General features: G+C 59.6%; 11 protein-coding genes. 3 read left to right on the forward strand and 8 right to left on the reverse strand.

Annotated elements, in window-relative coordinates:
• Positions 1–93 precede the first annotated feature (93 nt).
• A complete protein-coding gene (locus ACR0JA_RS03700) occupies positions 94–2,556 on the forward strand; it encodes a penicillin acylase family protein (RefSeq protein WP_480570141.1) in 2,463 nt (820 codons plus the stop codon).
• A 96-nt stretch (positions 2,557–2,652) separates the two neighbouring features.
• The gene (locus tag ACR0JA_RS03705; protein WP_480570144.1) at positions 2,653–3,048 is read left to right on the forward strand and encodes a nuclear transport factor 2 family protein; all 396 of its coding nucleotides are present in this window, start codon (positions 2,653–2,655) and stop codon (positions 3,046–3,048) included.
• A gap of 3 nt (positions 3,049–3,051) precedes the next feature.
• Here ACR0JA_RS03705 and hflX read toward each other — a convergent pair whose 3' ends face one another.
• The 4 genes from hflX to trkA all read right to left on the reverse strand — a co-directional run bounded on the left by hflX (position 3,052) and on the right by trkA (position 7,609).
• Positions 3,052–4,323: a GTPase HflX gene (gene hflX, locus ACR0JA_RS03710; RefSeq protein ID WP_480570146.1), complete on the reverse strand. Its 1,272-nt coding sequence runs from the start codon at positions 4,321–4,323 to the stop codon at positions 3,052–3,054.
• A complete protein-coding gene (gene hfq, locus ACR0JA_RS03715; RefSeq protein ID WP_010440340.1) occupies positions 4,323–4,562 on the reverse strand; it encodes an RNA chaperone Hfq in 240 nt (79 codons plus the stop codon). Before hfq ends, hflX begins: the two co-directional genes overlap by 1 nt.
• A gap of 132 nt (positions 4,563–4,694) precedes the next feature.
• Complete coding sequence (locus tag ACR0JA_RS03720) at positions 4,695–6,233, reverse strand: TrkH family potassium uptake protein (RefSeq protein WP_480570149.1); 1,539 nt, start codon at positions 6,231–6,233, stop codon at positions 4,695–4,697.
• Positions 6,233–7,609, reverse strand: a complete 1,377-nt coding sequence (gene trkA, locus ACR0JA_RS03725) for a Trk system potassium transporter TrkA (protein ID WP_480570152.1) — start codon at positions 7,607–7,609, stop codon at positions 6,233–6,235. The genes ACR0JA_RS03720 and trkA overlap by 1 nt, the downstream gene beginning before the upstream one ends.
• 96 nt (positions 7,610–7,705) lie before the next feature.
• Between trkA and ACR0JA_RS03730 the strand changes: the two genes are divergently transcribed.
• The gene (locus tag ACR0JA_RS03730) at positions 7,706–8,185 is read left to right on the forward strand and encodes a hypothetical protein (protein ID WP_480570155.1); all 480 of its coding nucleotides are present in this window, start codon (positions 7,706–7,708) and stop codon (positions 8,183–8,185) included.
• A gap of 6 nt (positions 8,186–8,191) precedes the next feature.
• On the opposite strand, the gene ACR0JA_RS03735 is transcribed toward ACR0JA_RS03730, so the two are convergent.
• Genes ACR0JA_RS03735 through ACR0JA_RS03750 form a run of 4 tightly spaced genes read right to left on the reverse strand, consistent with a single transcriptional unit; the run spans position 8,192 to position 13,738 of the window.
• Positions 8,192–9,361 (reverse strand): MFS transporter, encoded by a 1,170-nt coding sequence (locus ACR0JA_RS03735; protein ID WP_480570158.1) that lies wholly within the window; start codon positions 9,359–9,361, stop codon positions 8,192–8,194.
• Positions 9,362–9,404: 43 nt separating this feature from the next.
• On the reverse strand, positions 9,405–10,001 hold the full coding sequence (locus ACR0JA_RS03740) for a helix-turn-helix domain-containing protein (protein WP_480570161.1): 597 nt from the start codon (positions 9,999–10,001) through the stop codon (positions 9,405–9,407).
• Positions 10,002–10,043: 42 nt separating this feature from the next.
• Complete coding sequence (gene ntrX / locus ACR0JA_RS03745) at positions 10,044–11,453, reverse strand: nitrogen assimilation response regulator NtrX (RefSeq protein WP_480570164.1); 1,410 nt, start codon at positions 11,451–11,453, stop codon at positions 10,044–10,046.
• 2 nt (positions 11,454–11,455) lie between these two features.
• Complete coding sequence (locus tag ACR0JA_RS03750; RefSeq protein WP_480570166.1) at positions 11,456–13,738, reverse strand: sensor histidine kinase NtrY-like; 2,283 nt, start codon at positions 13,736–13,738, stop codon at positions 11,456–11,458.
• Between the last annotated feature and the right edge of the window lie 52 nt (positions 13,739–13,790).

Genomic DNA, 13,790 nt, shown 5'->3' on the forward strand with positions numbered 1-13,790 from the left:
TGATGCAGTTTCCAACTGCAATGGCCTTTCGGTCCGGGCAGCGTTCCTTTAGTCTCTGGCGCAATTGATAAACGCAGGAATTGTGGGGCAGGAATGGGTCTGGTTTTTCGCTGGCTGGTACGAATTGTGACGGGTCTGATCCTGCTGACACTGGCGGCGGTCGGTCTGGTCTATTTCCTGGCCAGCCAATCCTTGCCGGACTACAACCAGACCGTTGAAGTCAAAGGGCTTACCGCCCCTGTCGAGATCGTCCGCGACACCGCAAATGTCCCGCATGTTCTGGCGCAAAATGACCCGGATGTGTTCTTTGGGCTGGGCTATGCACACGCACAAGACCGGCTGTGGCAGATGACCGTGCTGCGCCGCACCGCGCAGGGCCGATTGTCCGAAGTTTTTGGCCAACGCACTGTGCCGGTCGACAAGCTGTTACGGCGTCTTGATTTGTACGGTCTGGCGCATCGCTCGGTCGAGGTTCAGGACGATTACACCAAAGCCGCGCTGCGTGCCTATTCCGCCGGCGTGAACGCGCGTCTGGATGAAATCAATGAAATGGCACTGGGACGCGGCGCGCCCGAGATGTTCCTGTTCAACGCGCCCGTTTCTCCGTGGCAACCGGGCGACAGCCTTGCCGTGATCAAATTGATGAGCCTGCAATTGTCCGGACACCTGAAGGACGAGGTGCTGCGCGCGCGAACCTCTCTGATCCTGAACGATCAGTCGCGTCTGATGGACATTCTGCCCGACGTGCCCGGCCCAGGTATCGCTGCCCTGCCCGAATACGCAGCACTGTTTCCCGGTCTGCCCCGCTATGCCTCGGGCGGCGACATGCCGGACACGCCACTTTCGCCATTTCCGGAACGCGGTCTGGCGGGGGCCTCGAACGCCTGGACAGCCGCGCCATCGCGCTCGGCCAGCGGCGGCACGTTGCTGGCCAACGATCCCCATTTGGGCTTCACAGCGCCCGGGATCTGGTATCTGGCCCGGTTGGAACTGGCCAAGGGTGGCGTGATCGGCGCTACCATTCCGGGGGTCCCGGCGGTCATGACCGGTCGCAGTGACCGGCTGGGCTGGGGGCTGACATCGTCATACCTTGACGATCAGGACGTTCACATCGAACAGTTGAATCCCGAAAACCCCGAAGAATACCTGACGCCCGATGGGTACAAGCCGTTCCGGGAACGTCCATCGATCATCGAAATCAAGGATGCCTCTCCGATCACGCTAAAGCTGCTATGGACAGACAACGGGCCGGTGCTGCCCGGTACGCACTACGACCTTGAGACGATAACTCCGCCCGGCCATGTTGCGTCTCTGTCCTGGACCGCGCTCAGCCCGCGCGATACGTCGATGACGGCGTCGATGGCCTTGATGCAGGCCGATACCGTGCGCGAGGCCATCACGATCGCCGAGGATTTCATCGCGCCCTCGCAGAACCTGTCGCTGGTCGACAAGGACACAATCGGCCTGAAGCTGATCGGTGCAATGCCGGACCGCGATCTGAACAACCAAAGCCGCGGGCGTATCCCGACGCCGGGCTGGCTGGCGCGAAACCGGTGGCAGGGCCGCCTGCCCTATGCCGACAACCCCGAATTCGTCGCCCCAATTGGCGGCGTTCTGGGCAACACGAACAACAAGATCATCGACCGCCCCTTTCCGTTGCACGTGTCCTATGAATGGGGCGATACCCAACGTGTGCAACGCTGGGAACGCCTGATGCAATCCCGCGAGGTCCACACCCGCGACAGCTTTATCGAGGCGCAACTGGACACGGTCAGCTTTACCGCGCGTTCGCTTCTGCCACTGGTCGGAGCGGACCTTTGGTTCACCGGCGAATCCGCATCCGAAGGCACGCCCGAACGGCAACGCCGGATCGCGCTGAGCCTTTTGGCGAACTGGAATGGTGAGATGAACGAACACCTGCCCGAGCCGCTGATCTATGCCGCCTGGCTACGCGCGTTGCAGATCCGTTTGATCTCGGATGAGCTGGGGCCGCTGGCGAAAGAGTTCAAACATGTCGAGCCGCTGTTCATCGAGCGGGTCTACCGCGACATCGACGGCGCTTCGGTCTGGTGCGACGTTCAGCAAAGCGCGCCTGTCGAGACCTGCACCGACATGGCGCGGCTGGCGCTGGATGATGCGCTGATCTGGATTTCCGAACGGTATGGCGGCGCGCTGGAATCCCTACGCTGGGGCGATGCTCATCAGGCCACGCATGATCACCTTGTTCTGGGAAAGGTTCCCGTGCTTCGGTACTTCGTGAATATCCGCCAATCGACCAGCGGCGGCGATAATACGCTGCTGCGCGGGCGCACATCGGGCGAAGGACCCGACCCGTTCCAGAACGTTCACGGCGCGGGCTATCGTGGCGTGTATGACTTTGCCGACCCGGACAGTTCCGTCTTTATCACTGCCACCGGGCAATCCGGTCATTTTCTGTCGCGCTATTATGATGATCAGGCTCAACTATGGCGTCGGGGAGAATATATTCCAATGTCTCTGGATATCGGCTTGGCCCGGGCTGCGGCAGTCGGTGTGACGGTACTGACACCCCGGTAAGCGGATCGGCAATTCCTCGCCCCTTTTTACACCTCGCGTGGACGAGTCCGCGTTGCTTGGCATAAGTTACGGCAAGACGACCAAGGGGGTACTCAAATGGCCAGCGTTCGTGACGTGCTGAACAATCTCGCTCGCGACTATGCCATCGCCTGGAGTTCGGGTGATCCTGCGGCCGTCGCCTCGTTCTTTGCTCCGGATGGGCAGATTTCCATCAATCGTGGCGAACCCGTGCAAGGTCGTGAAGCGATCGCAGACCTTGCGCAAAAGCTTTTCAACGACATTGGCGACCTTGAACTAAGGTGCGATATGTTGCGCTGGGCTGGCCCGCATGCGATCTTTGTCTGGACGCTTGAAGGGCAGCATTCTGAATCCGGCAACCGTGTTGTCTCACGCGGTTGGGAAGAATGGGAACTGGGTGGCGATCACAAGATTCAGTCATCGCAGAACTGGTTCGATGCCGAAGATTTTCAGCGTCAAACAGTGGGAAGCTGATCGTCAGAGCCCTTGGAATTGAGCCGCCTGCTTATCGGTCCAAAGAACGGTGATCTGGAAACCTTCTTCGTCCTGCTCTTCCGACCGCACGACATCCTGACGAAACAGCCACGCCCGCTTGTCGCCTTCGGCAAAGCTCAGATGCAGCTTCTTCTCGTGTCTGGCACCCTGCAATTGCGTGGCGATTTCTGCGAGCAGCGGGTCCACGCCTTCACCAGTCACAGCCGATATGGCGAAGATGGACGGGTCACGGTCTGCCCGGGCCAGCACCGCCTCGCGGTCATCCGCGCCCAGCAAGTCGATCTTGTTCCAGACCTCTAGCCGGGGGCGATCCTCGTCCACACCCAATGAGGTCAGAATCGTCTCGACATCCTGCGCCTGCGCTTCGGTCTCTTCGTGACTAATGTCGCGCACATGCACGATCAGGTCCGCGCCCAGAACTTCTTCGAGCGTGGCGCGAAAGGCGGCAACCAGTTCGGTTGGCAGGTTCGAGATGAACCCAACCGTGTCGGACAGAATAACCTCGGGTCCGTCCGACAATTCCACCCGCCGCATGGTCGGGTCGAGCGTGGCGAACAGCATGTCCTTGGCCATCACCTCGGCCCCGGTCAGGTTGTTGAACAACGTGGATTTGCCGGCATTGGTATAGCCAACCAATGCGACGATCGGATACGGCACCTTGGCCCGCGCGGCCCGGTGCAGGGTCCGCGTTTTGACGACCTTCTGCAACTGCCGTCGCAGGCGTACAAGCTGTTCATCGATCGCACGTCGGTCAGCTTCGATCTGCGTTTCACCGGGACCGCCGACAAAACCCAATCCGCCGCGCTGGCGTTCAAGGTGAGTCCACGCGCGCACCAACCGCGTACGCTGGTAGCTGAGCGCTGCCATTTCAACCTGCAACACACCTTCGCGGGTGCGAGCGCGGTCGCTGAAAATTTCCAAAATCAACCCGGTCCGGTCGAGGATCTTAACCTTCCACGCTTTTTCCAGATTGCGCTGTTGAACAGGCGTAACCGGCCCGTCGATCAAAACCAGTTCAACCTCGTGGTCGTGAAACCGCGCGCCCAGTTCTTCGATCTTGCCGCTGCCGAACAGCAACCCGGCCTGTGCGCGTGGCAGGCGCACAACTTCGGAGCCGATCACGTCAAGATCGGGCAAAGCAGCGGCCAATGCCACCGCCTCGGCCAGCGCCGGTTCGGGGACACGGCGCTGTTCGTCTGATTTGATTTCGGGATGCAGCACCCAGGCTCGGGTGCGCGTCCGTTCATGTTCCATCAAGAGGCGTCTTCGCCCTCATACAGGCTGATCGGCTGCGACGGCATGATGGTCGAAATCGCGTGCTTGTAGACAAGCTGCGACTGTCCGTCGCGGCGCAACAAGACGCAGAAGTTATCAAACCAGGTGATAACACCCTGCAATTTTACGCCGTTGATCAGGAAAATCGTGACCGGGACCTTTGCTTTCCGTACATTGTTCAGGAACGCGTCCTGAAGGTTTTGTCTGTCCGAAGCCATATTATTATAATCTCGCCATTGTTCTTGCTACGCGCTGCGGACCAACGCGCTCCCTCTGGCGGAGTATGGAGTGGCGCGCGCAGATATTCCAGACGAAATTTTACGCAACGACACCAATGACCTGTTGTCCGGTCAATCGCGCCACAACGACGGAGTGATCAGCGCGATGATCGCCAGCGTCTCCAACCGTCCAATCACCATCGCGGCGCACAGTGTCAGTTTTGCGGAACTCGACAGGTCGATCAGGCGAATTGGGGTATCCGTCGCCAGTTCGATCAGCGGTCCCGTGGTGCTGAGGGCCGCGACGCTCAACAACATCGCCTGCTCGAACCCGACCCCCATAGCAGCCAGCAGAACATCGAACACCGCCAGCGTCAGAGCGAACAGCATAAAGAAGATCCACGCGATAAAGGCGCCGTCACTTTGTATACGGCGATTTCCGCCACCCTCTCCGCTGACCGAGGATGGATAGATCAGCCGGTCGATCTCGCGCCGCCCATTGAGGTAAAGTGCAAACACCCGCAGGAGTTTCACCCCGCCTGCGGTTGTCGCGACACCACCTCCGATCAGTGCCAGCCCCATCAGGATCAAACCGGGGGTCCCCAAACCCGACAGTTGCTGCGCATCGTTCCAATTGGCACTTTCGAATCCGGCTGTGGTCAGGAACGCCATGACGGTAAAGAACATGCCCCAGATCACATGCAAAGCCTGCCCCATGGTGATCTCAAGCCCGAGCTCAGCGACCCCCGCCAGCACCCGGAAGAACAGCAAAGCCGCAACCGCAAGAACGATGATCAGCCCGATACGAAACTCTGGATCCTTATCCAGACGTGCATAGCCGCTTGTCGCGGTGTCGGCTGAAAACGTCAGGCGAGACAGAGCGAAGAAAAGAAACAGGAACAGGATCGCCTCTCCCGTGATGCCTGCGGTCGAACCTTCCAGACCTCCGACCGGCGAAATGCCCGACGTCGCCATCGTCGACATGGCGTGACATACGGCGGTCAATCCCTGTTCGCCGGCAATCAGCAGCAGTATCCAAATGATCCCCGTCAACCCGGCATAAACCGGAGCCAGAGTGCGCGTTACCCGGATCAGCAGGCCGCGAGGGTCTGTTTTTTCGCTTTGCGCCACACCCGAGACAGGGCGGCCCGGTTGGCCTCGCGCGGTGACCTCGAACCCGCCCAAAGACAAAGGCGCCAGAATAGCCGCGGCGGCGATCCACATCAGCAATCCACCCATCCAACCGACCAGTGCACGCCACAGATGTAGCGGAGCAGACAGTCGCGCAGGATCGGGAAAAAGATCCGCGCCAGTTGTCGTGACCGCGCTGACCATATCGAAATAGGCATTCAGAAAACTGGTTGTCCCCAGCGCATCATGAAAGGGAACGGCCAGAAACAGCGGCAAGATCGTGAACGAGGCCAGCATGACCGCCAATTGACCAAGCGTTCCGCGGCGCGGCACACGGTTCATCTGGGCCACAGCGATCAATGTGACGACAAATATCCCCAGCAAGCCCGAGTAGAAGAACGACCGCGACGTGTCGTGGTCGTCCAACGCCAGCGCATAGATCGCAGGAATCCACATCGCAAACGAGGTGATCCCCCAGATCATCAGCAACAGCGGCAAGCGCCGTAATACCCCGTGCTGTTGTGTGCGCAGCCGGTTCATCAGAAAAAGTCGATCGAAACCTGCATCAGACGCTCAACTTCGGGCACGTCCTTGGCCAGCGCAAAGATCGATACGACGTCCTTTTCGTCGATGCGAAGGCTACCGGTGGGACGCAGCACCTCGTCGCCCTTGCGCACCGCGCCTACCAGCGCCCCTTCCGGAAAGTCGATATCCCGCAGCCGTTGCCCGGCCATCGGAGAGGTCGACATAACCTCGGCTTCGATCACCTCGGCTTCGGCGTCGCCGATCGAATAGACCTGACGCACACGCCCATGGCGGATATGGCGCAGGATCGAGCTGACGGTCGTGGCGCGCGGGTTGATATAGGCGTCGATGCCCAACGGCCCCATCAGGGCAACCATGCTGGGGTCGTTGATCAGAGCGATGGCCAACGCGCAGCCTTCGCCCTTGGCCCGCACGGCGGCCAACATATTGGTGCGGTCATCATCCGTCACCGCAAGCATCGCGTCGGCCCGGTCGATCCCGGCCTCGTTCAGCAACGCTGAATCCAGCCCGTCACCGTTCAATACGATGGTGCGTTCCAAAGCCTCGGCAGCGATCTCGGCGCATCGCCGGTCCCGCTCGATCACCTTGGCGCGCACCCGGCTTTCGCGTTCCTCCAGGGCGCGCGCGACCTCCAGCCCGACATTACCACCGCCGACGATCACAACGCGGTCCTGCTTGCGCTGCGCCTTGCCGAACACTTCCATCGTGCGGTCCACATCCTTGACGCTGGTGAACACATAGCATTCGTCGCCGACAAACAGCTGGTCTTCGGATTCAGGTGCAAAGAGGGACCCCTCGCGCCGCACACCCACCACGATCGAACTGAGGGTCGAGAACAGATCCGTAAGCTGACGCAACGGCGTGTTCACGATGGGGCAGTCTTCCTCGACGCGAATACCCAGCAATTGCGCCTTACCGTCCATGAAAATCTCGGTATCAAAGGCGGATGGCGCGGACAGTCGACGCATCGCAGCAGCGGCGACCTCGCGCTCGGGGCTGATGACCACGTCGATGGGCAGGTGATCACGGCGGTAGAGGTCAGAGTGGATCGCCTGAAGGTAGGATTTCGACCGCAAACGGGCGATCTTGCGCTGGATCGAGAACACCGAATGCGCCATCTGACAGGTGACCATGTTCACCTCGTCTGAATGCGTCGCAGCGATGATCATATCCGCATCCCGCGCCCCGGCCCGTTCCAGCACATCCGGATAGCTGGCGAACCCGGCAATACCCTGAACATCCAGTGTTTCGGTCGCGCGCCGGACCAGATCGGGATTGTTATCCACAACGGTGACGTCGTTCAACTCGCCCGAAAGGTGCCGCGCAATTTGCCAGCCAACCTGGCCTGCACCGCAAATTATGACCTTCATGTCCCTGGCCCTTCTGCCTGAATTCTTTGAATGACAGATGCCCCCAAAGCGGTCAATTGAATTGTCATGACCCCATGAATGCGGCAAGGTAAGTGTATGAAAACAGTACTGCCCCTGCTTCTTTGTCTGACGATGCTGTCTGCCTGCGGGCCGCTTTCGATGTATTATCGCGAGGGTGAAAGCGTCGCGCGTATGCAATCCGCGACAACCGAATGCCGGGTCTCAGCGCTCAAGGATGTGCCGGTGAACAACCAGGTGCGTCAAAGCCCTCCGGTCTATTGGCCGGGACGGTCCTATTGCGACAGCCGGGGCCGGTGTTATCGCACGCCCGGTTGGTGGCAGCCGGGGAACATCTACACCGTTGATGCCAACAAGGGGCTACGCAACAACGTCGAGGCGCAATGCATGGCCAAAAAAGGCTTTCGCCCGATCAGCCTGCCGCCCTGCCGAAGCGCTGTGAAGTCGCGCGTGCCTGCGGTGCGCACAACCACCCTGCCACCGATCAGCACCCAATCCTGTTTCGTGAAGTTCAAGGATGGGTCGTTCCAGATCATCACGCCGGGACAGGCTGGGTAAGACGCGTCAGGACTCTGTGCGGCGCCGACGCGCAAGCCATAAGTGGGCAAGGATTGCAGCGAGGTATATTCCGATCACGGCCGTAAGCATCCCGGCCTCGCTCGTGCGCCACAAAACAGCCAGCAGCACAGGTGTTCCCAGCAGGTTCCCCGCATTCCCCATCTGCGCCATCGCACCATAGCTGAGCGCCTGTGTTTCCGCCGTGTCGTTCAGGTGCGGCACTGCGGCAAAACTGCCCCCCTGCACCAATCCCAGCACCGCAAACAAAGCGATGCAGACAACAGGTAGCGGAGCACCGGCAAACCCCGCAACCAGCGCAGCTATTCCCAGGGCAAAGCCAATGTTGACCACGGTGACACTCGGCAGTGCATTCAACAGCAGCGGAACCACAAGCCATGATAAGACGATCCCGGCCAGAGGCATCAGACCCGCAATCGTGCCGCTGATCTCTGCGGGCAAGCGACCGGGAAGGATGGCCAGCAAGGACACAAAGGTCAGAGTGTAAAAGAACCATCCAATCGCCGGGGCCGATACATGGGCCGAGCCATAGGTTCGCGCATGCACGCTCAGTACCGCGTTCCACCCCAACGTAAGATCGCTGCGGCTATGCGGTTCGATCCGAATGCGGCTAGCTGCAACCAGGCCAGCAATCAGAACCATCAGCAAGCCATGCAGTGCAAAATACGGCGACAACCCGAACCGTGCGACAAAATCCAACCCGACCCAGGCGTTGGCCGCGAAGGCAACGCCGAAAAATGTGCTCCACAATACCATCGCGGAGTTGCGCGCCCGACCGGTTGTGATCTGAGCGATCAGAGTGGGCGCCGCGACAACGATTGCGAGATGCGAAAAGCCCTCGATCACCCGGCTGATCAGCATGGGGTAAAAGCCCGGCCCCAATGCCTGAAACAGCGAGATGAGCCCACCCAGTACAAGACCCGAAATCAACAGACGAACGGGTCCGATCCAACCAGCAAGCGCACCGGACAAAGCGCCCAGGACAGCACCCATCAAACTGATGATCGACAGCAGCCAGCCAATCGCATCGGCGTTATCGGAATAGCGCAGCGCCACTTGGGCGAAAGGAACGGCGATCTTGGCAAATTGCGTGGCCGCCCCGAGCCCTGCGGCCCAAAGTAGAAGAACCTGAAGGAAAATGCGCGCCGACACAGACATAAGCCGCTTTTAGCGAGAGCCGTCAGACGTTGGAACGCATAAATTATGCGTCCCCTACCCGCCTACCGCTGACCAATCTGACCGGCGTGCCATCAGACAGGTACAACCTCTCCCATACGATCTGGCCGGCGCTGATCCGAATTTGGTCATGCACCGCCTCGGAGGTCAGAAAAGATTTCGGCGTCGGCGTATGCATGTCCCACCAACCTTCTGCATCCAGTTCCGCCTCGGCAGACTGGATCTCATCGGTGGCAAACTGCCAGAGCGAAACACCCAGCAATGCGGACTGGCTGGTTTTCCAGTCTCGCGCCCGACTCGCCGAATAGGCCAGACACCTGTGGCTGCTTTCCTCGACCAGATGCAGACAGTCGGCCGAGTGCATGACAAGCCGCTTGAGCACAGCGTCGTCTGATCTTGTCGGACCAAAGGCTGAAAACGCAGATTGCTGCGTGGCCGGGGGCGGCGTTTGAGTTCCGTTCTCCCATCGTGACACCGTCGTCTGATCAACCTGCAATATGTCTGCCAGCGCGGCTTGTTTCAGCCCCACCGATCTGCGCAGGCGCCTGAGGCGCTTGCCAAACGCCGGAAACCCCTGCGGATTAAGGCGGGGTTTCCCTCGCGATGGAGAGGTCTTTTCCAAACCGTCCTCCCGGACTGCCGAAAGGTCAGAAATCCCGGCAGATCACTCTGCCGGTTCCGGCTCGTCAATCTGTGCGACCCGCGCACCGGATTTGTTCGAGGTCACAACGCCCAGCGACTTCAGTTTCCGGTGCAATGCACTGCGTTCCATGCCAACAAAGCTGGCGGTTCGACTGATATTGCCGCCGAACCGGTTGATCTGCGTCAGGAGGTACTCGCGCTCAAAAGCCTCTCGGGCCTCGCGCAGCGGCAGCGTCGCCAAAGCGCCTGACAGAACGACGCGACCGGATTCGTCCGATTTCTCTTCGTCACTTGGCAACTCGCGCGCCTCAACCGGACCAGTGCCGTCGCCAAGGATCAAAACACGCTCGATCAGGTTCTTGAGTTGGCGCACGTTTCCGGGCCATGTCATCGTCTGAAGCAATGCGATGGCCTCATCCGTCAACTCGCGTATCGGCAAGCCCTGAGTTTCATTGCACATTTCGATGAAATGTTGCGCCAGAACCGGTATATCTTCACGCCGTTCCTCCAGCGAGGGCACGGCGATCGGTACAACGTTCAGACGATGATACAGTTCCTCCCGGAATCGATCCGCTGCGATTTCTTCTTCAAGATCGCGGTTGGTCGACGAGATGACCCGCAAATCAACGCGAACCTTGTCGGACCCGCCGACTCGCTGGAATTGCTGATCCACCAGAACCCGCAGGATTTTCGACTGTGTTCCAAGCGGCATATCGGCCACTTCGTCGAAATAGATCACTCCGCCATGTGCCTCTTCCAACAGGCCGGATTCGATGCCGCGTTCGGCACTTTCGCGGCCAAACAGAACCTCTTCGACGCGCTCAGGCTCGATCCCGGCGCAGTTCACGGTCACAAAGGGCGCGTTGGCGCGGTTGGAATGCGCGTGAATGTAGCGCGCGGCGATTTCCTTGCCTGATCCGGCCGGGCCGCTGAGCATCACGCGCCCGTTCGACTTGGTCACCTTGTCCAGATTGCTTTGCATCGCGCGGAACGAGGCCGATTTGCCGATCATATCGGAATTGCTGACCTCTTTGCGCTTGAGCGAGGCGTTCTCGCGGCGCAGACGCGACGTTTCCATCGCGCGGCGGATCACCACCATCAACTGATCAATGTTGAACGGCTTTTCGATAAAGTCATACGCCCCCTGCTTGATCGCCGCGACAGCGATTTCAATGTTGCCGTGGCCCGAAATAATCACCACCGGAACATCGGGGTTGTCGCGTTTCACCGCTTTCAGAATATCGATCCCATCCATGCGGCTGTCTTTCAGCCAGATGTCCAGGATCAACAACCCAGGGGGTTCAGCATTGATTGCAGCCATGCAGTCGTCAGAATTTCCAGCCAACCGGGTGGAATAGCCTTCGTCCTCTAGAATGTCGGACACCAGTTCGCGAATATCGCGTTCGTCGTCTACGATCAGAATATCGCTCATCTTTAGCCTGCTTTCAGTTTGTTTATTTTAAGTGCCTGTTTCTTTGACGCAGCGGTTGAGGTCGGATCGACCCCGGGCAAACGAATGACAGCCATCGCGCCGAAATGGTCCTGTCCGTCAAAAACGGGCGCGTCTTCCAAAGTCAGCGCTCCGCCATGTTCTTCGATGATCTTCTTGACGATGGGCAGGCCAAGGCCGGTGCCTTCGTCTCGGGTGGTCACATAGGGTTCAAACAGCCGTGCCCGATCTTCCGGAAGGCCGATGCCGTTGTCGGCGATGGTAATCAACGTCCCAGAATCGTTTCCGGAAACCGCCACTTTGATCTGCGGTACCAAATTGTCCGGTGCGCCCTTTTCTTTCAGTGTTCCAATCGCTTCGCCTGCATTCTTGATGAGATTTGTGAGCGCCTGGTTCAACATGGTCGCATCGACGTCCACCGGCAGTGGATGGTCCGGCAAATCCGCATCGATCTGAACATCCGGCTGTCCGGCCTGCTGCAACAACACGGCTTCGCGCACCAGATTCACAATGTTTTCTTCATGCCGTTCCGGTTCGGGCATGCGCGCGAATTTCGAGAATTCGTCCACGATCCGCCGCAGGTCGTTGGTCTGGCGAACGATAACATCCGTCATGGATTCCAGGCTGTCACAATCTTCCTCATCCAGTTTGCGCGAGAACTTTCGCTTAATGCGCTCGGCGCTCAATTGGATCGGGGTCAAAGGGTTCTTAATCTCGTGGGCAATCCGACGGGCCACGTCGCCCCAGGCCGCCATCCGTTGGGCGCTGACCAGATCGGTGACATCATCAAATGCCACCACATAGCCCTCTAGACCGCCATCTTCGCCGCGACGGGTCGCCATCCGTACCAGCAGGTTTTCTGCGCGGCCTTTGCGGGTGACCTTGATCTCACCCTGCACGGCCTCCTGGCCGCTTTCCTTCAGGCTTTCGAACAAGGGCAGAAACTCGGGCACTGCAATGCCGATGGCCAGCTGGCTCTCACCCCGCGACCAGTCCAACAACCTTTCGGCGGACCGGTTCACAAAGGTCACGCAGCCTTCGGAGTCAACACCAACCACGCCCGAGGTCACCGAACTGAGCACCGAATCGAACAGCCGCCGCCGCCTTTCGATCTGCCGGGTGTTCTCCAGCAGCGTGTCGCGCTGGCCTTTCAACTGACGGGTCATCTGGTTGAAGTACCGTCCGAGCATAGCGATCTCGTCGTCGCTGGCCTCTTCGATGACCTGGACGCTCAAATCCCCGGCTCCCACGCGCTGCGCGGCAGTTGTCAGCCGTCCGACCGGGCGCGACAGTCGTTCGGCAAACCACATCCCCAGCGAAACCGCGGCCAAAATGAGGATCACCGCAAAGCCCAGGTACAAGAGGCCAAACTCGAACAGGACCCTGCCCCGTTCGCTTTCTAGCTGACTGTAGAACTGCGCGGTTTCCTTGGTGTCGTCGAGCAGCGTCAGCAGATCCCCGTCGACCTCGCGGCTGACATAGAGGTATCGGTCCGCATAGGCCTGCAACGGCACCAGCGCGCGAAATTCGCTGTTGTCCCAATCGTCGATGATGGCAAGTCCGGTATCGTTGGCCTTGACGATCTGCTCGGGTGTCGGTTCTTCGTAGTCAAATAGGTACGACCGGTCTCCGCGCGCGCGAATCTCACCGCTGCCATCGATGACATAGGCTTCGCGCAGACCGCGCTGAATCTGGGCCTGCCCTTGCGCGAGAACTTCGCGAAGTTCCGCATCCGAGATATAAAAATCCCGCGCGCGCGCATTGTCCAGAAACCGCGCCAGAACCGAGGCATCCTGCGTTAGGCCCTGTCGGTGTTCCTGCTCATAAGCTTCGGCCGCTGTCAGCGACGACCCGACCACCTGCCGCACCCGGTCCGAGAACCAGCCCTCAAGGCCGATATTTACGGTTAGACCGGCAAAGATCGCCACCGTCACCGTCGGCACCAATGCCAACAGCGTGAACGCTCCGATCAGTCGCAGGTGCAGGCGAGACCCCGCTGATTTGGCCCGCCGCGCGGCGATCAGACTGCCCAACTGGCTGAGAACCAGCGCCGCAACGACCAAAACATAAACCAGATCGGCCAACAGAATCAGCCGCAATGTGGGCGCCGTTGCCCCCAGATCGAATGGTCCAATAACAAGATAAGTTGCCAGCGTCAGGATGGGTCCAAGAACAACCAGTCCGAGGCTGCCAATATTGCGCAATCTCCGTGACTTGCGCCACCGATTGATCGATAGGATCGGCCGGTTCTGTGCCCGGGTTGCCACCGTCTGCCCTCATACTGATGTGCCGCTTGCGCGGCTAACCGCCATATGTCGT

It is taken from the genome of Ruegeria sp. AM4, assembly GCF_056540665.1.